This window comes from Streptomyces cellostaticus, assembly GCF_023630175.1.
Classification (GTDB): Bacteria; Actinomycetota; Actinomycetes; order Streptomycetales; family Streptomycetaceae; genus Streptomyces; species Streptomyces cellostaticus_A.
The window spans coordinates 104,579-130,665 of record NZ_JALLIN010000002.1 but is presented as its reverse complement, the minus strand read 5'-3'; the positions used below and the strand labels follow the sequence as shown (position 1 = coordinate 130,665).

The window sequence follows — 26,087 nt, the reverse complement described above, 5'->3', positions numbered from 1 at the left end:
GGTCCGGGGCGGGGCGGGAGCGGAAGCGGGCCGGTCCGGGGCGCGCCGCCCCATGCGGACCGCTCCGGCGCGCCACCTCGCGAAGACCGGCCCGGGGCGTCCCCTTATGGAAATCCGACAGGGGTGACCCAGCACACGAACGAAACCGTTTCGTTTCGCTTGAGGCTGGGGTACATTCGTTGTGTACGAAACCGTGTCGTTCCAAGCGGGCAGCCGCATCGGGAAGGTGAGAGACATGACTGAGACCGCCACCGCGCGTCGCAGCCGAATCACGCCCGAACGCGAGGCCGAGTTGTACGAGGCCGTGCTCGACCTGCTTCGCGAAGTCGGCTACGACGCCCTCACCATGGACGCCGTGGCCGCCCGCACCCGGTCCAGCAAGGCCACGCTCTACCGCCAGTGGGGCGGCAAGGCCGACCTGGTCGTGAAGGCCATCCGGCACGGCAAGCCCGACCGGATCGGTGAGATCGACACCGGCACCCTCCGGGGCGACCTGCACGCGCTGGTGCTGCTCGAGGACGACTGCACCATCGAGCAGAACTCGGCGCTCATGCGGGGCGTCGCCATGGCGATGCACAACAACCCGGATCTGCGCGAGGCCTTCCGGGCCCAGCTCGTGGAGCCGGAGATCTCCGGCTTCCACCAGGTGATCCAGCGTGCGATCGACCGGGGCGAGGTCCGCCCGGACTGTCCCGCGCTCGACTTCCTGCTGCACATGATGGTCGGCGGCTTCGCCACCCGGGCGCTGCTCGACGACCAGCCGCCCACCCAGGCCTTCCTCACCTCGTACATCGACGCCGTGGTCCTCCCCGCCCTCGGCGTCGCCACCTCCTGATCGCGCTGTTCGTCCCCTGATCGCCCTCCCCGGCAAGCCCACCATCTGACGTCACCGCTCACGTCGTCGGGCTGATCCACCCTGCCCAGACCGAACCCACGACCTGACCGGGAGTACGCCCTCGTGGCCACGTTCCTCTACAAACTCGGCCGGCTCGCCTTCCGGCGACGGCACTTCGTCGCACTCGTATGGGTCGCGCTGCTCACCCTCGCCGGGGTGGGCGCCGCCTCCGCGCCGCCCGCCGGCAACACCTCCTTCTCCGTCCCCGGTACGGAGGCCCAGAAGGCCTTCGACCTGCTGGAACAGCGCTACCCCGGGATGAGCGCCGACGGCGCCACCGCACGGGTCGTCTTCAAGGCGCCGGACGGCGAGAAGATGACGGACAAGGCGAACAAGGCCACCGTCCGCAAGACGGTGAAGGAGCTGCAGAGCGGCTCCGAGGTCGCCTCCGTCGCCGACCCGTACGCCGGGCACGCCGTCAGCAAGGACGGCACCATCGCCTACGCGTCCGTGAAGTACAAGGTCTCCGGCATGGAGCTGGAGGACTCCGCCAGGGACGCCCTGAAGGACGCCGGGCAGGACGCGCGGCAGGCCGGGCTGACGGTCGAGATCGGCGGTGACGCGCTGACCGCGACCCCCGAGACCGGCTCCAGCGAGGTCATCGGCATCGCGATCGCCGCGGTCGTCCTCGTCATCACCTTCGGCTCGCTGCTCGCGGCCGGATTCCCGCTGCTGACCGCGATCATCGGCGTCGGTATCGGCGTCTCCACGATCACCGCGCTGGCCAGCGCCCTGGACCTGGGTTCGACCACCTCCACGCTGGCCTCGATGATCGGCCTCGCCGTCGGCATCGACTACGCCCTGTTCATCGTCTCCCGCTACCGCGCCGAACTCGCCGAGGGCCGCGAACGCGAGGAGGCGGTCGGCCGGGCCGTCGGCACGGCGGGCTCGGCGGTGGTCTTCGCCGGACTGACCGTCGTCATCGCCCTGGTGGGCCTCTCCGTGGTCAACATCCCGATGCTGACCAAGATGGGCGTCGCCGCCGCCGGCACCGTCGCCGTCGCGGTCCTGATCGCGCTCACCCTGATCCCGGCGCTGCTCGGCTACGCGGGACGCCGGATCAAGCCGGCCGGCGAGAAGAGCAGGCTGCTCGGCGGGGGCCGGACCCCGAAGAAGCCGGGCCGCCCGAACATGGGCACCCGCTGGGCGAGCTTCGTCGTACGCCGCCCGGTCGCCGTGCTGCTGCTCGGTGTGATCGGCCTCGGCGCGGCGGCCATCCCGGCCGCCTCCCTGGAACTCGGCCTGCCCGACGACGGCTCCCAGCCGGTCTCCACCACCCAGCGCCGCGCCTACGACCTCCTCTCCGAGGGCTTCGGCCCCGGCTTCAACGGCCCCCTGATGGTCGTGATCGACGCCAAGGACAGCGACCACCCGAAGACGGCCTTCACCAAGGTCGGCGACGAGATCAAGGGCCTGAAGGACGTCGTCACGGTCACCCCGGCCACGCCCAACAAGGCGGGTGACACCGCGACGATCACCGTCGTCCCGGACTCCAAGCCGTCGTCGACCACCACCGAGGACCTGGTGCACGCCATCCGCGACAAGGGCGCCGACATCACCTCCGCGACCGACGCGAAGGTGCTGGTCACCGGCTCCACGGCGATGAACATCGACGTCTCGCAGAAGCTGAACGACGCCCTGCTGCCGTACCTCGCCCTCGTGGTCGGCCTCGCGTTCCTGCTGCTGATCGTGGTCTTCCGGTCGATCCTCGTCCCGCTGAAGGCGGCCCTCGGCTTCCTGCTCAGCGTGATGGCCGCCCTCGGCGCCGTGGTCGCGGTCTTCCAGTGGGGCTGGCTGTCGGACCTGATGAACGTCGAGGAGACCGGCCCGGTCATGTCGATGATGCCGATCTTCATGGTCGGTGTGGTCTTCGGCCTCGCCATGGACTACGAGGTGTTCCTCGTCACCCGGATGCGCGAGGCGTACGTCCACGGGGAGAAGCCCGGCCAGGCCGTCGTCACCGGCTTCCGGCACGGGGCGCGGGTGGTCACGGCCGCCGCCGTCATCATGATCGCCGTCTTCTCCGGCTTCATCGGCTCCAGCGAGTCGATGGTGAAGATGATCGGCTTCGGTCTCGCCGTCGCCGTCTTCTTCGACGCGTTCATCGTCCGCATGGCCATCGTCCCGGCGGTGCTCGCCCTGCTCGGCAAGCGGGCCTGGTGGCTGCCGAGGTGGCTGGACCGGGCGCTGCCCAACGTGGACGTCGAGGGCGACGGACTGCGCACCGACGCGGACCGCGGGCCCGGACCCGACCAGGAGAGGGAGCTGGTAAGCGCCTGACGTACCGCTGCAGGAGGACCAGCCGGTGAGGGATCCGTGGGGACGGGGCCGCCCTCACCGGCTTCTTCCCGCCCGCCGCCGCGGGCCGGCGGCGGGCTGATGGACGGCGCCTCGCGCGTGGACGTGCAACGGGTGCGCGAGCAGGCCGAGTGACGCCTCTGGTCACCGCGGCGGTGCTGCTCGCCGCGGTGACGCACGCGAGCTGGAACGCCATCGCGCACCGGATCACCGACAAGCTGGTCGGGTTCACCCTGATCTCGGGCGGCGGCCTGCTGATCGGCCTCGCCCTGGCGGTGTTCGCGCCGTTCCCGGCCGGGCCCGCCCGGCCGTACCTGCTCTGCTCGGCGGCCGTGCACATCGTCTACTACGCCCTGCTGATGACCTCCTTCCGCCTGGGCGACTTCGGTCAGACCTACCCGAACGCCCGCGGCACCGCGCCGCTCGTGGTGACCGTGCCGGCGGCCCTGTTCGCGCACGAGGTCCCCGGAACGTGGGCGGCGGCCGGGATCGCCGTGTCCTGCGTCGGTCTCACCGGCGTCAGCCTGTGGGGTCTGCGCGGCCGGTCAAGGGCGGTTCTTGGATGTCGGTGGGCCCATGGAATGTACTTTCTCCCAGGGTGCAAATTCCAGTGGCCGCTACGCCTTGAATGTGACTCAATCGCCGAATGAGAGCTCGTACGTAATTGAGTTCGCCGATGACGGCAAGGCCTCCGTATACTCCTCTTCTGGGCGTTTTCTCTACGAGATCATCCGCAGCTGACTCCGATCCTCGTAAGGCCCCGGAGGTCAGAATTGCTAGACTGGCGACAAAACGTAGCACCCCTTCGACTTTGTCGTCTGGGTGTCGCTTCCCGGCACGTCGTCGCGGAAGTCGTGGAACTGGTACTGGCCCCCGCGCTTCATGGTCGTAGCAGCGCTCTTGGACACTGCCAGACAAAAGCTCTTCGTAAGCGGTGGTTGTCCGCTGGCCCGTTTGAGTACCAGGGTGCCCTCGTATCGTCCTTCGTCGAAGCCCCAGCCGAGGGCGTTAAACAAGAGCAGCGGTTGTTGTGGTGTGCTCTGGCTCACCAAGAGTGGACTGGGGTCTGCCACGCGCTCATAGGTGAGATTGTGGGATGTGGTGTTGTAGGAGAAGGATCCGGTCTCGTCCCAGAAGAAGGCTGGGGTCTTCGTTCTGTCGGCTGTCGGTCGCAGATGAAGCTCGACCTGGGTGATCACCTCAACGCGCTCGGTCTTGACCCGCGTTGACAGCGTGGGCTGGAAGTAGAGCCAGGTGTCTTTTCCCTGGGCGATACGCGCGATATGGGGCAGAGCGACATCGACGGACGGTTCCCGCCGCAGGGCCAGCAGATTGTGGATCGACAGCCCAAGGGCTGCTACGCCGACCAACGTTCCGATCCACACATGTGCTTGTTCGTACCACTGCTTCTTGGGGCTCGACGCCGTGGACTGATTTTGCGACGTGGCTTCTCCGGCGAGATCGCCCGAGGGGCTGTTGCTCGACGAGGTCATGACCTCAGGGTTGCTTTACTCACACCCTCCGGCAACGTTCGACATACCGCCAGGGGTGGGATCCAAGTTCGGAAACGCTGTTCAGTGCCCTGTTCCGACGCCGGATGCACATCCGTCCAACTGACACATCAAGACCACGTTACGGCAACTTAAAACGGAAGCTCGGCTTTGGCCGCCCCTCGCTTGATAACAGTGATTCGCTCGTGGAAGTCGCGGGTGGCAGCCTCACGCGGATACCGGGATCGTAGCTCTTTGTTCAGGTCGTCGGCGACTAAAAGCAGCGACGGGAGGGATTTGCGGTCGACTTCCAGGGCCGGTGGTGCCCATGCCGGTGGCTTCTTCGATCTCGCCCATGCGGGCGGCGGCGACTTCGAGAGTGAGGCGGGCTTCGGCGGCGCGCATGGGGGGATCTCGGTTCCGTCAGGGCCGGTGCTGATGCGGATCACGGATCGGGCGTGGGCTGCGGCGCGTTCGTCGTCTCCGAGGAGACGGTAGGCGTCCATCTCGTAGAAGTCCCACTTGTCGGGGTCGATGATGAGGTGGTGTTCGGGGTGGTCGGGCCTGGGGAGTCGGCCCAGGCGGGCGCGGCCGGCATCGAGGGAGTCTCGGACCAGGCGGGCGTCTCCCATGCCCATGCCTTGATCTCGCCGTGTCCGGCTTCCTCTCCGATGCGGAGCGCTGCGGCCTTGCTGAGGTTGGCGGCCTCGCGCCGGCCTCGGTCGCACCGGACGCACGCGTTGAGCACCTTGGATCGGCTCATGACAAACACGGTATGAGCCGGGTATGACATCGATCATCGTCGGCGCGGCCATCGGCGCGGTGTTCTTCAAGGAACGGTTCGGCGCGCCCCGGATCGCCGCGGCGGGCCTGCTGGTCGTGGGCATCGGGCTGATGCTGCACGCCGGGTAGGCGGAAAGGAACGGCCCGCAGTGGTGACCCGTGGAGGATGACGTGGGGCCACGAGGGCCAGTGGGACCACGAGGGCCAGCACCCCGGGGTCACGATCCGTACGACAGGGAGCCGACCATGACCGACAAGCCGACCGTCGCCGTACTGGGCACCGGCATCATGGGTGCCGCGATGGCCCGCAACATCGCCCACGCCGGACTGGGCGTGCGGGCCTGGAACCGCACCAGGCAGAAGGCCGAGCCGCTGGCCTCGGACGGGATCCGGGTCGCCGGCACGCCCGCCGAGGCCGTCGAGGGCGCCGACGTCGTCCTGACCATGCTCTACGACGGCAACACCGCCCTGGACGTCATGCGCGAGGCGGCACCGGCGCTGCGCTCCGGCGCCGTGTGGGCGCAGTGCACCACCGTCGGCACGGAGCTCGTCGCCGAGCTCGCCGGATTCGCCGCGGGGCACGGGCTGGTGTTCTACGACGCCCCCGTCCTCGGCACCCGCCGGCCCGCCGAGGCCGGTCAGCTCACCGTGCTGGCCGCCGGGCCGGCCGGGGGCCGGGAGACGCTCGCGCCCGTCTTCGGCGCGGTCGGCGTCCGGACCGTGTGGACCGGCGACGACGGGGCCGCGGGCAGCGCCAGCCGGCTCAAGCTGGTCGCCAACAGCTGGGTCCTCGCGGTCACCGCGGCGGCCGGCGAGGTACTGGCCCTCGCCAAGGCGCTCGACGTGGACCCGCAGGAGTTCTTCGGCCTCATCGAGGGCGGCCCGCTCGACATGGGATACCTGCGCGCCAAGTCCGACCTGGTGCTGGACGGGAAGCTGACGCCCGCCTCCTTCGCCGTGGGCACCGCGGAGAAGGACGCCCGGCTCATCGTCGAGGCCGGGGAGCGGGGCGGAGTACGGCTCGACGTCGCCGCCGCTGCCGCCGAGCGGTTCGCCCGGGCCGCCGCCCGGGGCCACGCCGACGAGGACATGGCCGCCGCCTACTTCGCCAGCTTCGACGGCGAGGACGGCGACCAGGCCTCCACGTGACGTTCCGCCCGTGCGGGAGCACCCTGGAACCAGCGGGAATCACTGGTTCCGGAGGTGGCCGACATGATGATCACCACTGTGGGATGGCACGTCGAGCTGGAGTTCCAGGAGGACGACACGCACACCCGGGCGGCCGCTCTGGTGCGCCTGCCCGACGGCAGCGAGGTACGGGCACACGGGCACGCCAGCCGGCACCACGTCGACTCCAACCAGCCCCGGGTGGGCGAGGAGATAGCCGGTGCCCGCGCTCTGAACGAACTGGCGATGCAGTTGCTGACCAAGGCGCACAGCGAGATCGACGCGGAGTCCGGGCGGACCTCGCACCCGATCCACGTGTGACGCGGGCCGCCGGTCAGCCCGTCAGCCCCGCGCGCACCGCCCGGACCAGCGCCTGCGCCCTCGGGTCCGCCGTCACGCTCTTGCGGAAGCCGTTGGTGACGTAGCCGAAGGCGACGCCGGTCTCCGGGTCGGCGAAGGCGAGGGAGCCGCCGCGGCCCGGGTGGCCGAAGGAACCGGGGGACAGCAGCGGTGAGGCGCTGCCGTGCAGCATGTGGCCGAGACCGAACCGGGTGGCCACCACGAGCACCCGGTCCGGTCCCGCCGACCGCTCGGCGCGGGCGAGTTCCACGGTCGCCGGGGTGAACAGCCGGGTGCCGCCGTCCACCTCGCCGATGAGCGAGGCGTAGAAGCGGGCCAGGCCGTCGGCGGTGGCGATGCCGTTGGAGGCGGGCAGTGCGGCCGCGCGGTAGGCGGGCGCGTTCTCGTCCGGCAGCGGGGTGATCGCGGCGAAGGCGCGGCGGGTGAGGGACCCGGGGTCGGCGTAGGCCTCGGACACGGCACGCTTGGGGCGGGTCCGCAGGGTGCCGGACGCCTGCGGTGCCTCCACGGGACCGACCCGACCGACGCGCTCCTGCTCCGCGTCCGGCAGTCCGAGCCACAGCTCCGCACCGGTGGGCGCGGCGATCTCCTCGGCGATCCAGTCGCCGACCGGCCGCCCGGTGATCCGCCGGATCAGCTCGCCGGTGAGCCAGCTGTAGGTCTGCGCGTGGTAGCCGTGGGCGGTGCCCGGTTCCCAGGCCGGGGCCTGGGCGGCGACGGCGGCCGCGCCGAGGTCGGGGTCGGCCGCCTCCCTCGGGGTCAGCGGACGGTCCAGCACCGGTACCCCGGCCCGGTGCGCGAGCACGTGCCGGACGAGGGTGCGCTCCTTGCCGGCCGCCTTGTACTCCGGCCAGTACGCGCCGACCGGCGCGTCCAGGTCCAGCGCGCCGCGCTGGTGCAGCAGCAGGAGCGCGGCGGCGGCGACGCCCTTGGTCGCCGAGCGCACGACCTGCGCGGTGCCGGGCACCCAGGGCGCGCTGCCGTCCACGTCCCGGGTGCCGCCCCAGAGGTCGACCACCTTGCGGCCGTCCCGGTACACGGCGATTGCCGCGCCCCGCTCCCCCAGCAGCTCGAAGTTGGCGGCGAACGCCTGCCTGACGGGCTCGAAGCCCCCGGCCACAGTGCCGTGCACGTCCACGTCCGCCGTCCCTTCCGATCGCCTGCGACAGTGGGTGCAACGGGGGTCGCGGGCCTGCGATTCCTCGGCGGGGTCAGCCCAGCATGATCGTTACATCGATGTTGCCGCGGGTGGCGTTCGAGTACGGGCAGACCTCGTGCGCCGCGTCCACCAGTCGTGTCGCGACGTCGCGGTCCAGCACGGGCAGGGAGACGCTGAGCGCGACCGCGAGGCCGTACCCGTGGTGCCGGTTGGGTCCGATGCCGACCTTCGCGGCCACCGTGGACCCGGTCAGGTCGTAGCCGGCCCGGTTGCCGACCAGGATCAGCGCGTTGTGGAAGCAGGAGCTGTAGCCGGCCGCGAAGAGCTGCTCCGGGTTGGTGCCGTCGCCGCCCCCGCCCAGCTCCGGGGGCATCGCCACCTTGAGCTGGATACGGCCGTCCTGGCTGGTGACGTATCCGTCGCGGCCGCCGTGGGCGGTGGCCTCGGCGACATACATGATCTTCGTCGGGCGGGTGTCGGGCGCGGTGTCGGCAGCAGTGTCGACCGCGGCGGTGTCCGTCATGTTCGGCCTCCCCCGATACAAGTGGTGCACAAGTACATCGCGCACAAGGTACCGGCTGGTAGGTCGGTGGTGCCCGGCAGGGGTGGCAACCGTGGGTAACCCCCTGGGCGGCCTCGCACCGCACCGGAGTCAGCGCCGGCCGGCCCCCGTGTCCACCCGCTCGGTGAGCTTCCACAGCGCCTCGCGCAGCAGCGCGGCCTCCTCGGCGCCGAGCCCCGTGGCGGTGAGCAGGGCTCCGGGCACGCGAGCCGCGCGCTCCCGGAGCCGTTCCCCGCGCTCGGTGCACGCCACGAGCACCGAGCGCTCGTCGCCGGCCGCCCGCTCCCGCCGCACCAGACCGGCCGCCGCCAGCCGCTTCAGCAGCGGGGAGACGGTGCCGTAGTCCAGGCGCAGGGCGCCCGCCAGCTCCTTCACGCTGGTCTCGCCGCGCTCCCACAGCACCAGCAGGACGAGGTACTGGGGGTAGGTGAGCCCGAGGGCGTCGAGGAGCGGCCGGTACGCGGCGGTCACGGCGCGCTGCGCGGCGTAGAGCGCGAAGCACAACTGGTCGTCCAGCAGCAGCGACCCGGCGCCCTCGTTGTCGTCTTGGTCGTCTTGACGCGTCACGCGCCCATTGTCACGGACCTCGGGTCGAAGCCGAACGGCAGCTCCAGGCGATGGGCCCGCATCAGCGCGTCGTCGGAGAGCAGTTGGCCGGTCGGGCCGTCCGCGGCGATCACGCCCTCGCTGAGGACCAGCGAGCGCGGGCACAGCTCCAGGGCGTACGGCAGGTCGTGCGTGACCATCAGGACGGTGACGTCCAGGGAGCGCAGGATGTCGGCGAGTTCCCGCCGGGAGGCCGGGTCCAGGTTGGACGACGGCTCGTCCAGGACCAGGATCTCCGGCTCCATCGCGAGGACGGTCGCGACCGCGACCCGGCGGCGCTGCCCGAACGACAGGTGGTGCGGCGGCCGGTCGGCGAAGTCCCCCATCCCGACCAGGTCCAGGGCGGTGCGCACCCGTTCCTCCAGCGCGGCGCCCCTGATCCCGGCGGCCGCCGGGCCGAACGCCACGTCCTCCCGCACCGTCGGCATGAAGAGCTGGTCGTCCGGGTCCTGGAAGACGATGCCGACCCGCTGCCGGATCTCCGCCATGTGCCGCCTGCCGACCGGCATCCCGGCCACGGTCACCGTGCCGGTTCCGCCGCCCAGGATGCCGTTCAGGTGCAGCACGAGGGTGGTCTTGCCGGCGCCGTTCGGGCCGAGCAGCGCGACCCGTTCGCCGCGCGCGATGGAGAAGTCCACGCCGAACAGGGCCTGGTGGCCGTCGGGGTAGGCGAAGGCGAGGCCGGAGACCTCCAGTGAGGCAGGTGTAGTCACAGGATCCATCCCAGCAGACAGACGGCGAGCGCGGCGCAGGGGAGGGCCAGGGCGTGACGCCACTGGGCCCGGGACGCGGTCACCTCGTCGATGACCGGCATCGAACCGGCGTACCCCCGGCTGACCATGGCCAGGTGCACGCGCTCCCCACGCTCGTAGGAGCGGATGAACAACGCGCCCGCCGACTTGGCGAGCACCCCCCAGTGCCGTACGCCCCGCGCCTCGAAGCCGCGCGACTCACGGGCGATCCGCATCCGGCGCATCTCGTCGGTGATGACGTCGCCGTAGCGGATCATGAACGAGGCGATCTGCACGAGCAGCGGCGGCAGCTTCAGCCGCTGCAGCCCGAGCAGCAGTTCGCGCAGTTCGGTGGTGGCGGCGAGGAGGACGGAGGCGGCGACGCCGAGCGTGCCCTTGGCGAGCACGTTCCAGGCCCCCCACAGCCCGTTGACGCTCAGCGACAGGCCGAGCACCTGCACCCGCTCGCCCTCCGCCACGAACGGCATGAGCACCGCGAACGCCACGAACGGCACCTCGATCAGCAGCCGCTTCAGCAGGAAGCCGGCGGGCACGCGCGCCAGGCGCGCGACGACGGCGAGCAGTACCGCGTAGAGGGCGAACGCCCACATCGCCTCCCGCGGGGTCGAGACCACGACGACCACGAACGCGAAGGCGGCCGCCAGCTTGGTGTGCGGTGGCAGGGCGTGCACGGGCGAGTGCCCGTGCCGGTAGAGCCGGTGCGCGTGTCCCGCTCCCACGTCAGGCGCTCGGGTTCGCGGTGGAGGCGGGGGAGACGCCGGTGTCGCGGCGCCTGCGCACCGCCCAGAACACCGTGCTGCCGGCGACGACGGTGACGCCGACGCCGATCACCCCCGCGAGGCCGCCGGAGAGGCGGGCGTTCGTCACGTCCCTGACGCCGTATTCGGCGAGCGGGGAGTCGGCCGAGGCGTGCTTCTCGGCCTTCTCGTCGATGCCCTGGTCGTGCGCGACCTTCTCCAGGCCGTCGGGGTCGGCCGAGGCGTAGAAGCTCACGAAGCCGGCGAGGACCAGCGAGGTGACCAGGCCGGTCAGCCACAGGGCGCGCCGGGAGCCGCGTGCCGCCACCGGCGCGGCCGGCGCGGGGGCGTCCACCAGTTCACCGTTCACCCGCAGCCGCAGGCGCTGCCGCAGGCCCCGCGCGCCGTGCACCAGGTCCGGGCGCACGGCGACCACGGCGCCCACGGTGAGGGCGGTGATCACGGCCTCACCGACGCCGATCAGCACGTGGACGCCGATCATCGCGGACGCCACCTTGCCGATGGAGACGTCGGTGGTGCCGCCGACCGCGTACATGAGGGTGAAGGCGACGGCGGCGGCCGGCACCGAGACCAGCGCGGCCACGAAGGAGGCGACGGTGACCGAGCGGCGCTTGCGGGGCAGCACGGCGAGCAGTCCGCGGAAGACGGCGTAGGACACGACCGTGGTGACGATCGCCATGTCGGTGATGTTCACGCCGAGCGCGGTGAGCCCGCCGTCCGCGAACAGCACGCCCTGCATGAGCAGCACCACCGACACGCACAGCACCCCGGTGAAGGGGCCGACGAGTATCGCGGCGAGGGCGCCGCCCAGCAGATGGCCGCTTGTTCCGGCCGCCACGGGGAAGTTGAGCATCTGTACGGCGAAGATGAACGCGGCCACCAGGCCGGCCAGGGGAGCGGTGCGCTCGTCGAGCTCGCGGCGGGCACCGCGCAGGCTCACCGCGATGGCGCCGGCGGCGACCACTCCGGTGACGGCGGAGACAGGGGCGTCGATGAATCCGTCAGGTACGTGCACCGTACGAGTCTAGGCCCTTGTTGCGAAGGGCTTGCAAGAGAGATGCCGTTTCCGTCCAGCGGAGGTGCAAATCGGAAAATATGCGACATTGGAGAGGAAACGGATGTACAGCTTCCGTTGAGGTGACCGAGCGTGAGAGGGCGGTCCGATGTCTGTAGTCGAACAGTACGCACGCGCCCATATCGTCACGGACGAGGAGGATCCCGGGGCCGTACCCGTGGTGCTGCGCTACGACCCCGACAGTGATCCGCGATCGGTGCACATCGATCTGCCCGGCACGCACGAATGGACCTGCTCCCGCGCCCTGCTGGAACGGGGCCTGACCGCGCCCGCCACGAGCGGCGACGTCCGGGTGTGGCCCTGCGGACGCGTCCAGGCGGTCGTCGAGTTCCACTCCGACGGCGGTGTCTCGGTGGTGCAGTTCGAGTCGAAGGCGCTGATCAGCTTCCTGCGCCGGACCTACAGGGCCGAGCCGGTGGTGAGCTGAGCCGGGCCGTCCCGCGGGGGTGGGGGGCTCAGCCCCCCTGCTTCAGCAGCGCCGCGACGATCGGCCCGGCGGTGTCACCGCCGTGGCCGCCCGCCTGGACCACTCCGGCGGCCGCGAGGTCGCCGCGGTAGGCGGTGAACCAGCCGTTGGGCTTCTTCTGCCCGTCGACCTCCGCCGAGCCGGTCTTCGCGCCGTAGTCCGGGCCGAGTCCGGACATGGCCTCGGCGGCCGTGCCGTAGGCGGCCGTGTACCGCATCATCTCCCGCAGCTGCGACAGCGTCCCGCCCGACAGGGTGCGGGACGCGGTGGCCAGCCTGCGGTGGTCGACGGTCGGGGAGACCAGGTAGGGCTGGCGGAAACTGCCCGACTGCACCGTCGCGGCGACCGAGGCCATGTTCAGCGGGTTCATGCGCACCCCGCCCTGCCCGATCAGCGACGCCGCCATCGGCGCCGCCGACTGCACCGGCACCGCGCCGTCGAAGGTCGGCACGCCGATCGCCCAGTTGTTCATGGACAGGCCGAAGACCTGCTGGGCCTGCCTGGTCAGGTCGTCGTTCGCCAGCTTCTTCGCCTGGCTGATGAATGCGGTGTTGCAGGAGCGGGCGAAGCTCGCCTTGAACGTGCCGCCCTTGATCTCGAAGTCGTCGTCGTTGTGGAACTTCCAGCCGCCGTAGGTGAACGTCTTCGGGCAGGGGTGCTTCTTCTCCGCCTTGGCGAGGCCCTTGTCGATCAGCAGCGACGAGGTGATGACCTTCATCGTGGAGCCGGGGGCGAGGGAGCCCTGGAAGGCGGTGTTGAAGCCGTGGCCGCTGTTGGCGACCGCGAGGATCTCCCCGGTCGAGGGCCGCACGACCACCACCGAGGCGCGGTCCCGCTTGCCGACCTGCTGCTCGGCCGACGCCTGCAGGGCCGGGCTGAGCGTCGTGCGCACGGTCCCCGGAGTGCCCTCGCTCAGCTCCAGCAGCGTCTTGTCGGACAGCTTGGCCGCCCTGGACGCCTTGCCGCGCACCACGCGCAGCTCCACGCCCGCCTTGCCGCCCGCCGTCGTGCCGAACTTCTCCCGCAGGCCGTCCAGCACGGTGCCCAGTGAGGGGAACCTCGCGGCCGTCAGCTTCCCGCCGTCGCGGTCCAGCGCCGTCACCGGCGGGGTGCCGGACTCGCCGGTGACGAGCCGGTCGCCGTCCTTCAGGTCCGGGTGGACGACCGAGGAGTGCCAGCCGACCAGCGGTCTGCCGTCGCTCTTCCGCCGTACGACCGTGAGCGAGCTGTCGTAACCGAGTGGCTTGGCGGTGGCCTTGTACGACACCGTCGCCCTGACGGAGAACGGCACCTCGGCGCCGGCCGCCTTGCCGGCGGTGAGTGTGACGTCCTTCAGGTGGGCGTCCTCGGTGGCGCCGGTGAGCAGCTTCGCCGCGGCGGAGGGGTCGTCGGTGGCGGCCGCCGCCTCGGTCACCTTGCCGTGCTGCCAGGCCGTGAGGAAGCGGGTGGAGGCCGTGCGCACCTCGGCGGCGCTGAGCGGGCCGGTCCTGACGGTCGGTCCCGACGGCCGGTCGTCGGCCGCCGCCCCGCCGCCGAACAGCGCGTAGGCGCCGAGCCCGGCACCGCCGACGACCACGGCGATCATCCCGCCGAGCACCACCGGTCTGCTCCTCCGCCGCTCGGCGACCCGCCTTCTCTTGCCCACAGCCCCAGTTCCTCCGCGCCTTCACCGGCGTTTCACGGCCCGCACACCCCAACGACGCCGACCAGCCTAAAGTCCCCGGCCGCGTGCGCGACGTCAGCCCGCGGTCCGTAGCACGCTTGCGACAATCGGCCCGGCCGCGTCCACGCCGTGCCCGCCGTCCTGGACCATCGCGGCCGCGGCCATGTCATTGCGGTACCCGGCGAACCAACTGTCCGACTTCGCCTGCCCGTCGGACTCGGCCGAACCGGTCTTCGCCCCGATGCTCCCGCCGAGCCCGGACATGACGGTGGCCGCGGTGCCGCTGGTCGCGGTGCGGTTCATCATCGCGCGCAGTTGCTGGACCGTGCTCCGCGACAGCCCGCGGGCGCGGGCCGGCTCGCGGTGGTCCAGGGTCAGCGGCACGATCACCGGCTGCCGGAAGGCGCCGGTCATCGCGGTCGCCGTGACGGATGCCATGTTCAGCGGGCTCATCTGCACCTGGCCCTGGCCGATCAGGTTGGCCGCCGTGTCCGGTCCGCCGGAGGCGGGGACCCGGCCGTCGAAGGACGGCACGCCGACCTTCCAGTCGTCGCGCCCGAGCCCGAACCGGTCCCGCGCCTCCTCGGTGAGGGCGTCCGCCCCGAGGTCGTCGGCGAACTTCACGAACGCCGTGTTGCAGGAGCGGGCGAAACTCTCCGAGAGGGTGGCGTTTTCGTTCGGGGCGAGCGTCTTGAGGTTGTGGAACGTCTGGCTCTGCCAGACGGCGGTCGGTGGACAGGGCGCCTTGCCGTTCGCACTGGTCAGGTCGGTGTCGATGAGGGTCGCCGCACTGACGATCTTCATCGTGGAGCCGGGAGGGCGCTCGCCCAGCAGGGCCGCGTCGAAGCCGTCCTCGCGGTGGTTGGCGACGGCCAGGATCTCGCCGGTGCTGGGCCGCACGGCCACGACGGACGCGTCCGCGTACTTGCGCACTGCCGCCTCCGCCGCCGCCTGCGCGCTCGCGCTGAGTGTGGTGCGGAGCCTGCCCGGCCTGCCCTTGGCGAGGGTCAGCAGGCTGGTGTCGGCCGGGCCCGGCTCGCCGGGGTCCTGGTGGCGTATCACCAGCTCGACACCGGGCCGGCCGTCCGTCGTGTCGCCGTACCGCTGGCGCAGCTCGTCCAGGACCGGGCCGAGCGAGGGGTACTCGTCCTTCGTCAGCACCCGCCCGTCGCGGTCCACGGCCTCGATCTCGGGTGCCGCGGACTCACCGGTCGTGAGGGTGTCGCCGTTGCGGAGCCGGGGGTGCACGACGGAGGGCCGCCAGTCGACCAGGGCACGGTGCGAGGTCTCGCCGCGCACGACGGTCAATGTGCTCCGGTAGCTGAGCGGTTGGGACCTGCCCCGGTATGACACCGTTGTCCTGACCGTGAACGGCACGGTCGCGCCGGTGGCCGCGCCGGGCTCGATGTGCACCTTGGTGAGGTGCGCGTCGCTCCGGTACGCGGTCAGCAACTTCCGTGCCGCCTCGGGGAAGTTGGTGTAGGACGCGGCCGTGGCGGCGTCCCCCTTCTCCCACGCGGCGAAGAACCTCCCCGTGGCGTCCTTCACCTCGTCCCGGCCGGGCGGTCCGGTCCGGACGGCGGCGGCACCCCCCGTCCCCCCGTCGCCGTTCAGCGCGGACACGATGTTGTAGGTGCCGTAACCGGCACCGCCCAGCATCACCGCGAACACACCGCCTATGACCCCGGCCTTCACTCCGCTGCGCATCAGGCGCTCCCTCTCCCCGTTTCCCCGTGGGGACCTGCCGCGTCCGGAGTTTCCTGAACGCGTTCAAAAGCAGGTCGCAGCGGAACTGTAAGCGGTTGCGGGGCTGTTGTGGCCGCCGTTGCCGATTGTTGTCCGAACGGAGACGTCGCCGTCCGGGCGATCACCCGACATGTGCCGCAATGGTTCGCGCGCACTCCATCGACTCGGCGTGCGCGGTGTCCACTTCGAGGTCGTAGGTCACCCCCCGGTGCACGAGCTCCGCCTGGGAAGCGGCCATCCCGACGACCCGGTCGCCCCGCGCGACCTCGCGCCCCGCCGCGACGGCGGCGTCGCACCGCACCCCCACCCACAGCACCCCGAAGCCGTCCAGCGCCTGCCGCCACCTACCTTGCGAGCCCGCCCCGCCGATGAACACCTCGTCCACGACGACCCGCGCACCCGCCCGGACCATCGCGGCGACCCCCTCGATCCACGCCGCCTCGAGCACCCGGAACTCCGTCCCGACGACCACCTCGCCGTCCGGCCCGAACCCGATCCCCCCGTCCCCGGTCCGCATGGACGCCGGCAACGCGTCGACGAACGTGTCCGTACCGAACGCCAGCCACGCCTCCGGCAACACCGCCTGCAGACACCGGACGATCCCGGACTTCCCCGAACTGGAGCCACCGTTGAGCACGATCACTTGAGTCGTCACGGGGTCACGGTAGGGGGGCGGGGGCGGGGGCCGAAACGGGATATCGGGGTGGCGGGGCCGTCAGCGGGCGGTCGGCGGCTGCTCAACGACGAAGGAGCCCTTGCCGCGCACGGTGACGATGAGGCCTCGCTCACGGAGCTCCTGTGCGGTGCGCCGCGCGGTGAGCCGGGCGACCCCGTACTCCTCCGCGAGGTGGTTCTCCGAGGGGATCGGCCGGTCCGGCGCCAGCTTCCCGGACGCGATCTGCCTCGCGATGACGTCGGCGAGCTGAATGTAAAGCGGCCTCGCGCTCATCGGGTCGAGAGCCGGCTTCGGCTCCTCTGTATCGCTCATACGTCCAACGTAGGCATGGCAACACCTACACGTTCGGATGGATCCCTCTGTACTTGTATGTAGAGGGCTACATGCTGGTATACGTTCTGGAGGGTAAGACCCCGGCGAGGTGGCTAGACCTCCCGGGGCGCGGCCAACGCTTACCAGGAGCGCCGACATGAACGACCTTATCCGCCGCCTCACCCATTGGCTGGCCCTTCTCCTCGGCCCGGGCACCGGAGCCCACCGAGCCGGCGGCCCCCGCCCTCACCGTCCCCCGGTCAGGCGCCGTACCGACTCCGTCCGCCTTCCCGTCCACCGCTCCCCGTACTGCCTCCACCTCTCCCTGGACGGCTCCGAGTCCCGGCTCGTCCGCCCCTACCTCACGGCCCACGAGCAGGAAAGGGCACGTCAACGGCATCGCCGCCGCACCCTCGTCCTCGCCGCCGACTTCGGTATCGATCTCGACCGACACGTGATCGGCGCGGAGAGGACGGCGGCCTGATGGACCCCCGCACCACGCTCAGGCTGCTCCCCTGGTCGTCACCGGAGGGCAAGCCCTGTTTCCTCGCCAACGCGAGCGAGGGCGGCTACCTCTCACGGCTGGCCGACGAGACGGAGGATCTGCAACTGTCCGAAGGCCTGGAGGTGCTGGTCGCTGCCCGGAAGCTGCTCGGTGACCCCCTGTCCCCGAACGTCGAGGTCCGCTACACCGCGATCCGACTGTCGGAATGCCTGGCCGACGCCCTACGCGTAGCCGAGTCCCGCGGCCGCCGCCTCCCCGCGCCGAGCGACATCCACCCTGGGGACGGCATCGGCGACGAGGCCGACCACGCCGCCCGTGCACTTGCTGCCGACCACTCCGCCGACTCTCCATCGGTACCGGGCCGTCCAGCACGCCCTGCGTGACTTGCAGTGGGCAGAGGACCAGCCGAATGGTGCGACGTGCTGCGTCCACCCGGCCCGGATGTTCGGGCCGTCCAGGGGTGACCTGTGACGGCCACGGACGACCGACAACGACCGTGGGGGTGCGGCCGGCAGCCACACCCCCATGTCACGTTTCCCCGGCTAGACCCAGGTGTCCAGCCATCTCATGGGTAGGCTGACGCCCAGCAGCGAGGCCGGAAGCGACACCGACATTCAGCCGTTGCCAATCACGAATCTCACCCGGTAGGTCAGAGGCGAGTCCCACTCCACCTCAATCAAACAATCGATCCTGCCGTTTCCCGGGATTATGTTCGACACCCGGATTGGCGCCTGGCCCTTGACGGGTGCATTGTTGAGAAGCTCCTCAGCATGTGCGACCACGACTGACGAGGTCGTGGTGAAGGGATCGGTGAATCCGACCCACGAGCGCCCCTCATGCCGAGCCGTACCAAACCGAAGCTGCACAGAGGCCGCTACAATTCCCGGCTCAGCCCCAGAAGATGACTCCGGCGTTGCCGCAGTAGTCGGCGAGTCAGGGAGCACACGGACCTCAGACGCGATACTCATGACAACTCCTTGCCGAAACAGCCCGGCGCAAGAGGGCGCCGATCTCAGGGAGCGTTCAGTGCTTCAGCGCTCTTCACTTCGCAATGCGGACCGCTGCCGAGATGTTCCGGCTCGGAAAGCTGCGGCGGTGTCAAATCCCCATTTCCCCCTGCCTTTTAGGCTACGCCGACGCCGTATCGCTCGCCACTCGTACGCTGAGCACGGTCCGGGATGACGTGCCCCACGACCACCGGCGCCGCCGCCCGTACGCTGGCGACGCATCAGCGGGTAGACGGCCCTCTCGACACGACCACCACGCCGGATGGCGGGCCCACGAACCCGGCCGATCGAGTCAATGAGATCGCTGGACGGTACAGACCGAGAAGCTTGATCGAGCAGTTCATCCGACGGGCCGATCCGGGGATCCGTGCTTAAGGCCGCGGGTCGCGTGGGAACTGGCAATCGAAGTTCTTTCATTGCCCGCTGCGGCCTAAGGCGGCGCCAATCGTTGAGACTGAGAGCGGCCCTTCATCCAGTCGGCCCACCCAACGCGCGCACTGATATCTGCCCGTCATAGGCTCGTTGCGCCAGACTCACGACACCGCAGAAAGGGCCTCGACATGGGTACAGACATAGGTGACTCCCTGGAAATTGGCGAATCGAACTCTGTGCGTCGCACCACTTACCTGCGAGGTAAAAGGCAGGACGACGCGCACGAGTACGTCGGAACTCAAATCTTGGTCGTTGAGCCAGCATCAGCTACCCCCGAGGGGAGCCTCGACGCAATAACCGGGACGGGTTTGCGCAAAGGAAATGGAGTCACTGGAAACGGGGGAAATGAAGGTGGATATGGCGTGGCGGGGATCGGAGGTGCTGGAAGCAACAGTGGCATAGCAGGGACAGGTGTTAGCGGGAAGGGGGGCAGCGGAAGGCAGAAGGGGGCGGACCTTGACTACCGTCCGGGCGTCGGCGCCTTCGCCCGCGGAGGTGAGCACGAAGTAACACCGCTGGGACCCGATGACATCAACCTTCGGCAGATGAATGGCGGCGGCCTTGTTGGTGTGGCTGGAGGGAAAGCCGACGCTCCAACTTGGGACGTTGTAGCCGGGGTCGGTGTACTGGGGCAGGGCGGTCACGAGTTCGCGCACACGGTCCCCGTTGGGCCCGTCGGCAGTACCGACACTGCCATCGTAGGCCCTCCGTCCCCAGGCGCTGGCGTCATTGGTCATGGTGGGGGGCGGAAGACCCAAAAGGGAACCGGTCCAGTGAAGACCGAACCCGGCGGTGGCCCGGGCGTTGTGGGCGTAGCTGGCGGGTCAGACCTGGGCGATGCTGCGCTGCAGCGCGACGTTGGCGTGGTTGGTTTTTCTGCTGTCGAAGATACTGGGCGAGGCGGAATTTTCATGACGACCGGCACGCCGCAACTACGGCTGCGCCCTGTGCGCATTACCAACCTTGATCAGCCCGAAGTGCCCGCCGTGCCGGGAGATTTTCTCGTCACGGTCTTTGGGGAGGGAGGTCGACAGCTTTTCAATCTGTGGTTCTGTAGATTGGAAAACTTCTGGACTAAGATCGTCTAACCTCGAAATTTCGTGACGGTCCGCCGACGGAGTTGGCGGGCCGTTTTCGTGTCGTGGGCTGAGGCTGTGCAGGCCGAAGACCCGAGTGCCGCCTCGGGATGGCGCCGGATTCCACTGCTCCGGGTGGTGAGGTGCTGTCGAAGGGCCGGGGAATCCGCTGGTCAGCCGGAGTCGGGCAGTTGGGTGAGCCGGTCGAGGGCTGTGGTGATGTGACCGGTCCAGGGCCAGTACCGAGCCAGGCGGAGGATTCGCCGACGGCCGGTGGTCACGAACTGTCCGGCCCCGGTGAACAGGCGGAGCCGTAGGCGGCGGGGCTCCCAGAGCCTGGCCTTGCCGGTCAGGGCGAGCATCGGCATCCAGGCCAGCAGGTCGAGAGCGATCTGCACGATCTCCAGCCAGATCCGGTTCTGGGCCGTGCGGTGCAGGGGCAGGTTGCGCAGGCCGGTGGCCCGGGCGGCGCGGATGCGGTCCTCGGCCCGTGCCCGCAGCCGGTGACGGAGCTCGAGCTCGGCGATCGGCCGGCCCAAGGTGTTGGTGGCGAAACAGGTCAGCCGCATGCCGTCCGCATCTGTGAGCCTGGGCCTCGGGGTGCGGCCGTTCCTTCCTGACGATCAGCCGCATGCCCTTGGGCCAGCCGTCCAGAACATCGCCGGTGAGTTCGGCGACCCAGGCGCCGTCACGGATCTCGCCGTCCGTCTCGACGGCCGCCGTCCAAGCCGATGCCGGAACCTTAAGCACATGCTGGTGGACCTGCTCGGTGATGACCAGGCCGACCGAGTAGGACAGCCACCGTCCCCGCCGGGCGAGCCAGGCGACGAAGTCGTGGGTGCCGCCCGCGGAGTCGGTTCGGATCAGGGTCCGGCGCCCGCGCCGGTACTTCTTCGGCAGCTGGGCCAGGGCCAGTTGGGCGACCGTGACGTGATCGGTGGCCGTGTTCGAGCCCGCGTTGCCTGGTCTGAGCAGGGCCGTGACCGGTTCACCCGTGCCGCCCGGTCCGTGGTCGACGAACCACGTCAGCGGGTGGTGGCCGTAGGTTCGCTTCCACGTGGGTGCGGCGTCCTCCTTGTCCGAGTGCGCGATCACCAGCACCCCGTCCAGGTCCATGGTCACCGTCCCGCCCGCATCAGGCGCTTCCCGGCGGGCCAACCGCCAGACATGCCGGTGGACTTCAGCCCGCGCGGCACGGATGGCCCGCAGGGCCTTCTCTCCGGAGGTGGCGAGGGTATCGATGAGGCGGGAGACCGTCGGGTCGGAGGCCACCGGCCCGAACACCGCCGGCTCGGCCCGCAGCATGGCGACATCCGCGAGGCAGTCCCCGCCCAACGCGACCGCCAGGGCCACGTCCAGCAGGATCTTGCCCGGATCGTGCACCGTCCGAGCCTTCCGCCACGGCGTCAGCGCCGCTGATATCGCGGTGTCCAAGCCGGCCTTGCGGACGGTCTCGACCAGCAGCACGCTCCCGGCCTGCGAGACCACTGCCCGGCCGCCGCCCTCGATGCGGGCACGCGGGTACGACCCGATACGCTTCTTCACCTGGAGAGTGCTTCTTCCGTGCAGCCAACAGGACCCTAGACAAGTCCCATCGTTGCGGGTCAGGAGCACTCTCTGCTTATTTGATCAAGCCTCGGACACCCCACCTCGTGAAAGCGCGAGGCTAGGGGTGAGTCGTTCCAACGAAGCTAAAGTGCTTCCCCCGGACATCCCCCAGAGGGGAGTTGGTACGGGGAATGACCTGTTCAGGGGTGGCGTACTCGGCCCGCTGTAAATCTGCCGCAGGCCTCCTCCGGGCCGTGCCTGGGCCGTCCGAGGGCGGCCAGCTATGACCGCCAACGACCACGAGGGCACGGCCGCCGGCCGTGCCCTCGTAGCGTGTCTTCCCAGCTAGACCCACGTGTCCAGCCACATCCGCGATCTCCAGTCGTCGATCGGGATCGCCGTGCCCGTGTACAGCGGCCAGAAGTAGATGAAGTTCCAGGCGATCAGCAGCACCAGCACGCCCGCCGCGGAGGCACCGATCATGCGGCGGGTGTCCGTGGAGCCCGGGGGGCCGATGATGGCGCCGACGAGCATGGCCAGGGCCAGGCAGAGGAAGGGGAGGAAGACGACCGCGTAGAAGAGGAAGATCGTCCGCTCCTGGTACATGAACCAGGGCAGGTACCCGGCCGCGACGCCGCAGGCGATCGCGCCGGCCCGCCAGTCGCGGCGGAACGCCCAGCGCCACAGCATGTACAGGAGCGCGGCGCAGCCCGCCCACCACAGGACGGGGGTGCCGATGGCGAGTACCTCGCGGGCGCACTTCTCGCCCGCGTCGGCCGGGCAGCCGTCGGCGCCGGGAGCGGGGGACTCGTAGAAGTACGAGACCGGGCGGCCCAGGACCAGCCAGCTCCACGGGTTGGACTGGTAGGTGTGCGGCGTCGACAGGCCGACGTGGAACTTGTAGACCTCGTGCTCGTAGTGCCACAGACTGCGCAGCCAGTCCGGCAGGAAGGTGAAGTGGCCGCCCCTGCCGTCGGTCGCCGCCCAGTTGCGGAAGTAGCCGCCGGTGCCGTCGGCCGGGGACAGGATCCAGCCGAGCCAGGAGAGCAGGTAGACGCCGATCGCCACGGGGACCGTCGCGAGGAACGTGATGCCCGTGTCGTGCCGCAGCGCCGCCCGGTAGGGGTGGTGCGCGCCGGCCACCCTGCGGGCGCCGACGTCCCACAGCACCGCCAGCACGCAGAACGCGGCCAGGATGTACAGGCCGTTCCACTTGGTGCCGATGGCCAGGCCCAGCATCACCCCCGCCCCCCAGCGCCAGGGCCGCCAGCCGAGACGGAGCGTGTCGGCCACGTCCGCGTCCGGCCGGGCCCGGCCGTCCGCGTCGACCGGCAACGCGGCGGCCAGCCGCGCGCGGGACCTGTCCCGGTCGACGACCAGACAGCCGAACGCGGCCACCACGAAGAACATCAGCACGCCGTCCAGCAGCGACGTACGGCTCATCACGAAGTGCAGGCCGTCGACCGCCATCAGCGCACCCGCCAGGCAGCCGAGGAACGTCGAGCGGAACATCCGGCGCCCGATCCGGCAGATCAGCAGCACGGAGAGCGTCCCCAGCAGGGCCGTCATGAACCGCCAGCCGAACGGGTCGAACCCGAACACCAGCTCGCCCAGGCCGATGACGTACTTCCCGACCGGCGGGTGCACGACGTACGCGGCGTCCGTGGGGATCGCGAGGTGCCCGTGCGTCTGCAGCACCGCGTCGTTGGCGTTCTTGTCCCAGTTGACCTCGAACCCGCGGTGCACGAGTGCCCAGGCGTCCTTGGCGTAGTACGTCTCGTCGAATATCACCGCCCGCGGGCTGCTCAGGTGCCAGAACCGCATCAGGCCCGCCATGAGCGTCACCAGCAGCGGGCCGACCCAGCCCGACCAGCGGGTGAGCCGCTCGGCCAGGACCGGCGGCACGCCCAGCGTCTGCCACAGGCGCGGGCTCGGCTCGTTGTACGGCGGAACCAGCCGGTCGCGCACGTCGCCCGCGGGCGTGTCCCCTGTCGGTGCGTACCCGAATCGGCGCAGCCGCTGCTGCCACGTCGGCCGCTGGTCGTGCGGTGCCTGGCCCGGCCGGAGGTCCATGGAGGACGCGGTACTGGTCACCGCGCCATCGTAGGGAAACGTTCTGTGTGAGTCCCGTGCATGGCGGTACCGGTCGGGACACGGTCGCCTTCCCGCCCGCTCCGCGGACCCTGCGAGGATGGGGACGTGACTGGAACCCTTGTCCTCGCAGGTACCCCCATCGGCGACACCTCGGACGCGCCGCCCCGGCTGGCCGAGGAGCTGGCCGGCGCCGACCTCGTCGCCGCCGAGGACACCCGGCGGCTGCGCCGCCTCACCCAGGCGCTGGGTGTCACGCCCAAGGGCCGTGTCGTGTCGTACTTCGAGGGCAACGAGTCCGCCCGCACGCCCGAGCTGGTCCAGGAACTGCTCAACGGCGCGCGCGTGCTGCTGGTGACGGACGCGGGCATGCCGTCGGTCTCCGACCCGGGATACCGGCTCGTCGCCGCCGCGGTGGCGGAGGACATCAAGGTCACCGCCGTGCCGGGGCCGTCCGCCGTGCTCACCGCCCTCGCCCTGTCCGGGCTCCCCGTCGACCGGTTCTGCTTCGAGGGCTTCCTGCCGCGCAAGGCGGGCGAGCGGCTGTCCCGGCTCCGGGAGGTGGCCGGTGAGCGGCGCACGCTCGTCTACTTCGAGTCCCCGCACCGGCTCGACGACACCCTGGCCGCGATGGCCGAGGTGTTCGGCGCGGACCGGCGGGCCGCGGTCTGCCGCGAGCTGACCAAGACGTACGAGGAGGTGCGGCGCGGCCCGCTCGCCGAGCTGGCCGAGTGGGCCGCCGAGGGCGTCCGCGGGGAGATCACCGTCGTCGTGGAGGGTGCCGCCGAGACCGGTCCCGAGGAGCTCGACGCGGGGGAACTGGTCCGCCGGGTGCGCATCCGTGAGGAGGCGGGGGAACGGCGCAAGGAGGCGATCGCGGCGGTGGCGGTGGAGGCCGGACTGCCCAAGAGGGTGGTGTTCGACGCGGTGGTCGCCGCGAAGAAGGACGGCGCCGTCTGACCGGGGCGGCCGGACGGATCGGCCTTGCGGGGCGGCGGTCCGTCCGGGAGCGGCCCGGCGGGCGGTCGGCCCAGGGGCGCGTTCACCCTCTGAGCAGGTCTCTTCTCCGCTGAGCGCGCGCCCCAACGCGGGGCAAAGGGGCGGCACGCCAGGCAAAGCCCCGGGGCCCCTCCGACCCCGTTCCGGCAAGGACAGTCCAAAACGCCTCCAACACTCGACAGGCCTGATGCGTCCGTTCCGGTGAGGGCGTCCACTGGTCGCGGGGACGCACCCGTCCCGCACCCCGGGACCACAGGGGGGAACCTCGCCGGGGTGCCTGTCCAGCGGACAACCGGAGCGGGCATGAGTGAGATCGCAGGACGGACAGGCCTTCGCGGCGCCGCCACCGCCGTCGTTCACGAGTCGTACGCCTTCGCCTGCATGAGGTGCGGGTTCGGCTGGGAGCAGTCGTACGAGATAGAGCACCACCTGGACGGCGACGGCCAGGAGTACGTGATGTACGTGGCCGACGGCCGGGTCGTGCCGTCCCCGCTGAGCCGCCCCGCCTGCCACAACTGCGACGGCCACGTCGTGCGGATCATGCGCGCCGGGCAGGTCTCGTCGGTGCGCGGCGTCGCCGCGGGACGCCGGCACCGGGTGCCGGCGGCGGGCCCCGTCGAGGCCCCCCAGGTGCCGGGGCAGGTCGCCGAGCCGCACCACTGGCACCTGTCCGACCTCTTCCACCCCTTCCAGCGCAGGGCGAGCTGAGCGGGCGGTGCCCGACGGCGAAGGCATGCCCCTTTCGTAGGATCGGTGCATGCCTTCGAACGCCGACAAGAACGCGGCACCGCCGCTCCCGCCGCCGCTGCGGGTGCCCGTGGCCGACTCCCACACCCACCTCGACATGCAGTCGGGCACGGTCGAGGAGGGCCTCGCCAAGGCCGCGTCGGTGGGTGTGACGACGGTCGTCCAGGTCGGCTGCGACATCAAGGGCTCCCAGTGGGCCGCGGAGACCGCCGCGGCCCACGACGGCGTCCACGCCACCGTCGCCCTGCACCCCAACGAGGCCCCGCGCATCGTCCACGGCGATCCCGACGGCTGGTCGCGGCAGGGCGCCCGGGGGCCCGGCGGCGACGCCGCGCTGGACGACGCGCTCGCCGAGATCGACCGGCTCGCCGCGCTGCCCCAGGTCAAGGGGGTCGGCGAGACGGGCCTGGACCACTTCCGCACCGGGCCGGAGGGCAAGGAGGCGCAGGAGCGCTCCTTCCGCGCCCACATCGAGATCGCCAAGCGGCACGGCAAGGCCCTCGTCATCCACGACCGCGACGCCCACGCCGATGTCCTGCGCGTGCTGCGGGAGGAGGGCGCCCCCGAGCGCACCGTCTTCCACTGCTACTCCGGCGACGCCGAGATGGCGGGGATCTGCGCCCGCGAGGGCTGGTTCATGTCGTTCGCCGGCAACGTCACCTTCAAGAACGCCCAGAACCTGCGCGACGCACTCGCCGTCGCCCCGCTGGAACTGGTCCTCGTGGAGACCGACGCCCCCTTCCTGACCCCGGCGCCGTACCGGGGCCGGCCCAACGCCCCGTACCTCGTCCCCGTCACGGTGCGCGCGATGGCGGCCGTGCGCGGCATCGACGAGGACACGCTGGCCGCGGCCCTGGGTGCGAACACCGCTCGCGCGTTCGGTTACTGATCACCCGGATACCCGCGTGTACGTT

25 protein-coding genes and 3 pseudogenes are annotated in these 26,087 nt (G+C 70.6%); 13 read left to right on the top strand and 15 right to left on the bottom strand.

Going from position 1 to position 26,087, the window contains the following annotated elements:
* Positions 1 to 235: 235 nt before the first annotated feature.
* From MXD57_RS01745 to MXD57_RS01735, 3 genes and pseudogenes are all read left to right on the top strand, one after another.
* Positions 236 to 835: a TetR/AcrR family transcriptional regulator gene (locus MXD57_RS01745; protein ID WP_250399443.1), complete on the top strand. Its 600-nt coding sequence runs from the start codon at positions 236 to 238 to the stop codon at positions 833 to 835.
* Positions 836 to 958: 123 nt separating this feature from the next.
* Positions 959 to 3,175: an MMPL family transporter gene (locus MXD57_RS01740; protein WP_250399442.1), complete on the top strand. Its 2,217-nt coding sequence runs from the start codon at positions 959 to 961 to the stop codon at positions 3,173 to 3,175.
* Positions 3,176 to 3,324: 149 nt separating this feature from the next.
* Positions 3,325 to 3,777, top strand: a pseudogene (locus tag MXD57_RS01735) (EamA family transporter); the annotation flags it as partial.
* Positions 3,778 to 3,969: 192 nt separating this feature from the next.
* On the opposite strand, the gene MXD57_RS01730 reads toward MXD57_RS01735, so the two are convergent.
* Both MXD57_RS01730 and MXD57_RS01725 read right to left on the bottom strand, forming a co-directional pair.
* Positions 3,970 to 4,686, bottom strand: coding sequence for a hypothetical protein (locus tag MXD57_RS01730; RefSeq protein ID WP_250399441.1), 717 nt, complete (start codon positions 4,684 to 4,686; stop codon positions 3,970 to 3,972).
* 149 nt (positions 4,687 to 4,835) lie between these two features.
* On the bottom strand, positions 4,836 to 5,321 hold the full coding sequence (locus tag MXD57_RS01725) for a hypothetical protein (RefSeq protein ID WP_250399440.1): 486 nt from the start codon (positions 5,319 to 5,321) through the stop codon (positions 4,836 to 4,838).
* Positions 5,322 to 5,472: 151 nt separating this feature from the next.
* Between MXD57_RS01725 and MXD57_RS01720 the strand changes: the two are divergent.
* The 3 genes and pseudogenes from MXD57_RS01720 to MXD57_RS01710 form a co-directional block, all read left to right on the top strand.
* Positions 5,473 to 5,595: pseudogene (locus MXD57_RS01720) on the top strand (EamA family transporter); the annotation flags it as partial.
* Between the two features lie 117 nt (positions 5,596 to 5,712).
* Positions 5,713 to 6,615: an NAD(P)-dependent oxidoreductase gene (locus MXD57_RS01715; RefSeq protein ID WP_250399439.1), complete on the top strand. Its 903-nt coding sequence runs from the start codon at positions 5,713 to 5,715 to the stop codon at positions 6,613 to 6,615.
* Between the two features lie 63 nt (positions 6,616 to 6,678).
* On the top strand, positions 6,679 to 6,954 hold the full coding sequence (locus MXD57_RS01710; RefSeq protein ID WP_250399438.1) for a DUF1876 domain-containing protein: 276 nt from the start codon (positions 6,679 to 6,681) through the stop codon (positions 6,952 to 6,954).
* Positions 6,955 to 6,967: 13 nt separating this feature from the next.
* Here the strand turns inward: MXD57_RS01710 and MXD57_RS01705 are convergent, their stop codons facing one another.
* The 6 genes from MXD57_RS01705 to MXD57_RS01680 form a co-directional block, all read right to left on the bottom strand.
* The gene (locus tag MXD57_RS01705; protein ID WP_250399437.1) at positions 6,968 to 8,131 is read right to left on the bottom strand and encodes a serine hydrolase domain-containing protein; all 1,164 of its coding nucleotides are present in this window, start codon (positions 8,129 to 8,131) and stop codon (positions 6,968 to 6,970) included.
* 73 nt (positions 8,132 to 8,204) lie between these two features.
* Complete coding sequence (locus MXD57_RS01700; RefSeq protein WP_250399436.1) at positions 8,205 to 8,675, bottom strand: organic hydroperoxide resistance protein; 471 nt, start codon at positions 8,673 to 8,675, stop codon at positions 8,205 to 8,207.
* A 129-nt stretch (positions 8,676 to 8,804) separates the two neighbouring features.
* Positions 8,805 to 9,281 (bottom strand): MarR family winged helix-turn-helix transcriptional regulator, encoded by a 477-nt coding sequence (locus MXD57_RS01695; protein WP_250399435.1) that lies wholly within the window; start codon positions 9,279 to 9,281, stop codon positions 8,805 to 8,807.
* The gene (locus MXD57_RS01690) at positions 9,278 to 10,042 is read right to left on the bottom strand and encodes an energy-coupling factor ABC transporter ATP-binding protein (protein ID WP_250399434.1); all 765 of its coding nucleotides are present in this window, start codon (positions 10,040 to 10,042) and stop codon (positions 9,278 to 9,280) included. Before MXD57_RS01690 ends, MXD57_RS01695 begins: the two co-directional genes overlap by 4 nt.
* Entirely contained in the window at positions 10,030 to 10,791 is a 762-nt protein-coding gene (cbiQ, locus tag MXD57_RS01685; protein ID WP_250399433.1) for a cobalt ECF transporter T component CbiQ, read from the bottom strand. The genes MXD57_RS01690 and cbiQ overlap by 13 nt, the downstream gene beginning before the upstream one ends.
* A gap of 1 nt (position 10,792) precedes the next feature.
* Positions 10,793 to 11,845, bottom strand: coding sequence for an energy-coupling factor ABC transporter permease (locus tag MXD57_RS01680; RefSeq protein WP_250399432.1), 1,053 nt, complete (start codon positions 11,843 to 11,845; stop codon positions 10,793 to 10,795).
* Positions 11,846 to 11,993: 148 nt separating this feature from the next.
* Here MXD57_RS01680 and MXD57_RS01675 point away from each other — a divergent pair, with 148 nt between their 5' ends.
* Entirely contained in the window at positions 11,994 to 12,332 is a 339-nt protein-coding gene (locus tag MXD57_RS01675) for an SsgA family sporulation/cell division regulator (protein WP_250399431.1), read from the top strand.
* A gap of 28 nt (positions 12,333 to 12,360) precedes the next feature.
* Here the strand turns inward: MXD57_RS01675 and MXD57_RS01670 are convergent, their stop codons facing one another.
* The 4 genes from MXD57_RS01670 to MXD57_RS01655 form a co-directional block, all read right to left on the bottom strand.
* Entirely contained in the window at positions 12,361 to 14,016 is a 1,656-nt protein-coding gene (locus tag MXD57_RS01670; RefSeq protein WP_250399430.1) for a penicillin-binding transpeptidase domain-containing protein, read from the bottom strand.
* A gap of 93 nt (positions 14,017 to 14,109) precedes the next feature.
* On the bottom strand, positions 14,110 to 15,741 hold the full coding sequence (locus MXD57_RS01665) for a penicillin-binding transpeptidase domain-containing protein (RefSeq protein ID WP_250399429.1): 1,632 nt from the start codon (positions 15,739 to 15,741) through the stop codon (positions 14,110 to 14,112).
* A gap of 160 nt (positions 15,742 to 15,901) precedes the next feature.
* Positions 15,902 to 16,435 (bottom strand): chloramphenicol phosphotransferase CPT, encoded by a 534-nt coding sequence (gene cpt / locus MXD57_RS01660; protein WP_250399428.1) that lies wholly within the window; start codon positions 16,433 to 16,435, stop codon positions 15,902 to 15,904.
* Between the two features lie 60 nt (positions 16,436 to 16,495).
* Positions 16,496 to 16,768: a GntR family transcriptional regulator gene (locus tag MXD57_RS01655; RefSeq protein WP_250399427.1), complete on the bottom strand. Its 273-nt coding sequence runs from the start codon at positions 16,766 to 16,768 to the stop codon at positions 16,496 to 16,498.
* Between the two features lie 157 nt (positions 16,769 to 16,925).
* Here MXD57_RS01655 and MXD57_RS01650 point away from each other — a divergent pair, with 157 nt between their 5' ends.
* Both MXD57_RS01650 and MXD57_RS01645 read left to right on the top strand, forming a co-directional pair.
* Positions 16,926 to 17,252, top strand: a complete 327-nt coding sequence (locus tag MXD57_RS01650) for a hypothetical protein (protein ID WP_250399426.1) — start codon at positions 16,926 to 16,928, stop codon at positions 17,250 to 17,252.
* Entirely contained in the window at positions 17,252 to 17,656 is a 405-nt protein-coding gene (locus MXD57_RS01645; RefSeq protein WP_250399425.1) for a hypothetical protein, read from the top strand. Before MXD57_RS01650 ends, MXD57_RS01645 begins: the two co-directional genes overlap by 1 nt.
* A gap of 1,319 nt (positions 17,657 to 18,975) precedes the next feature.
* Here MXD57_RS01645 and MXD57_RS01640 read toward each other — a convergent pair.
* Complete coding sequence (locus MXD57_RS01640; RefSeq protein WP_250399424.1) at positions 18,976 to 19,449, bottom strand: hypothetical protein; 474 nt, start codon at positions 19,447 to 19,449, stop codon at positions 18,976 to 18,978.
* A gap of 36 nt (positions 19,450 to 19,485) precedes the next feature.
* On the opposite strand from MXD57_RS01640, the gene MXD57_RS01635 reads away from it, so the two are divergent.
* Complete coding sequence (locus tag MXD57_RS01635; protein WP_250399423.1) at positions 19,486 to 19,800, top strand: hypothetical protein; 315 nt, start codon at positions 19,486 to 19,488, stop codon at positions 19,798 to 19,800.
* 161 nt (positions 19,801 to 19,961) lie between these two features.
* On the opposite strand, the pseudogene MXD57_RS01630 reads toward MXD57_RS01635, so the two are convergent.
* A pseudogene (locus tag MXD57_RS01630) lies at positions 19,962 to 21,333 on the bottom strand (IS1380 family transposase).
* 348 nt (positions 21,334 to 21,681) lie between these two features.
* Complete coding sequence (locus MXD57_RS01625) at positions 21,682 to 23,430, bottom strand: dolichyl-phosphate-mannose--protein mannosyltransferase (RefSeq protein ID WP_250399422.1); 1,749 nt, start codon at positions 23,428 to 23,430, stop codon at positions 21,682 to 21,684.
* Between the two features lie 105 nt (positions 23,431 to 23,535).
* On the opposite strand from MXD57_RS01625, the gene rsmI reads away from it, so the two are divergent.
* From rsmI to MXD57_RS01610, 3 genes are all read left to right on the top strand, one after another.
* Complete coding sequence (gene rsmI / locus MXD57_RS01620; protein WP_250399421.1) at positions 23,536 to 24,387, top strand: 16S rRNA (cytidine(1402)-2'-O)-methyltransferase; 852 nt, start codon at positions 23,536 to 23,538, stop codon at positions 24,385 to 24,387.
* A gap of 342 nt (positions 24,388 to 24,729) precedes the next feature.
* Positions 24,730 to 25,134, top strand: coding sequence for a hypothetical protein (locus tag MXD57_RS01615; protein ID WP_250399420.1), 405 nt, complete (start codon positions 24,730 to 24,732; stop codon positions 25,132 to 25,134).
* A 49-nt stretch (positions 25,135 to 25,183) separates the two neighbouring features.
* Positions 25,184 to 26,062 (top strand): TatD family hydrolase, encoded by an 879-nt coding sequence (locus MXD57_RS01610; protein WP_250399419.1) that lies wholly within the window; start codon positions 25,184 to 25,186, stop codon positions 26,060 to 26,062.
* Positions 26,063 to 26,087: the final 25 nt, after the last annotated feature.

Coding starts and splice junctions, on each gene's coding strand:
- MXD57_RS01745 (WP_250399443.1), top strand. CDS start 236: ATGACTGAGACCGCCACCGCGCGTCGCAGCCGAATCACGCCCGAACGC.
- MXD57_RS01730 (WP_250399441.1), bottom strand. CDS start 4,686: ATGACCTCGTCGAGCAACAGCCCCTCGGGCGATCTCGCCGGAGAAGCC.
- MXD57_RS01725 (WP_250399440.1), bottom strand. CDS start 5,321: ATGGGCATGGGAGACGCCCGCCTGGTCCGAGACTCCCTCGATGCCGGC.
- MXD57_RS01715 (WP_250399439.1), top strand. CDS start 5,713: ATGACCGACAAGCCGACCGTCGCCGTACTGGGCACCGGCATCATGGGT.
- MXD57_RS01710 (WP_250399438.1), top strand. CDS start 6,679: ATGATGATCACCACTGTGGGATGGCACGTCGAGCTGGAGTTCCAGGAG.
- MXD57_RS01700 (WP_250399436.1), bottom strand. CDS start 8,675: ATGACGGACACCGCCGCGGTCGACACTGCTGCCGACACCGCGCCCGAC.
- MXD57_RS01690 (WP_250399434.1), bottom strand. CDS start 10,042: ATGGATCCTGTGACTACACCTGCCTCACTGGAGGTCTCCGGCCTCGCC.
- MXD57_RS01675 (WP_250399431.1), top strand. CDS start 11,994: ATGTCTGTAGTCGAACAGTACGCACGCGCCCATATCGTCACGGACGAG.
- MXD57_RS01665 (WP_250399429.1), bottom strand. CDS start 15,741: ATGCGCAGCGGAGTGAAGGCCGGGGTCATAGGCGGTGTGTTCGCGGTG.
- MXD57_RS01655 (WP_250399427.1), bottom strand. CDS start 16,768: ATGAGCGATACAGAGGAGCCGAAGCCGGCTCTCGACCCGATGAGCGCG.
- MXD57_RS01650 (WP_250399426.1), top strand. CDS start 16,926: ATGAACGACCTTATCCGCCGCCTCACCCATTGGCTGGCCCTTCTCCTC.
- MXD57_RS01645 (WP_250399425.1), top strand. CDS start 17,252: ATGGACCCCCGCACCACGCTCAGGCTGCTCCCCTGGTCGTCACCGGAG.
- MXD57_RS01640 (WP_250399424.1), bottom strand. CDS start 19,449: ATGACCAATGACGCCAGCGCCTGGGGACGGAGGGCCTACGATGGCAGT.
- MXD57_RS01615 (WP_250399420.1), top strand. CDS start 24,730: ATGAGTGAGATCGCAGGACGGACAGGCCTTCGCGGCGCCGCCACCGCC.
- MXD57_RS01610 (WP_250399419.1), top strand. CDS start 25,184: ATGCCTTCGAACGCCGACAAGAACGCGGCACCGCCGCTCCCGCCGCCG.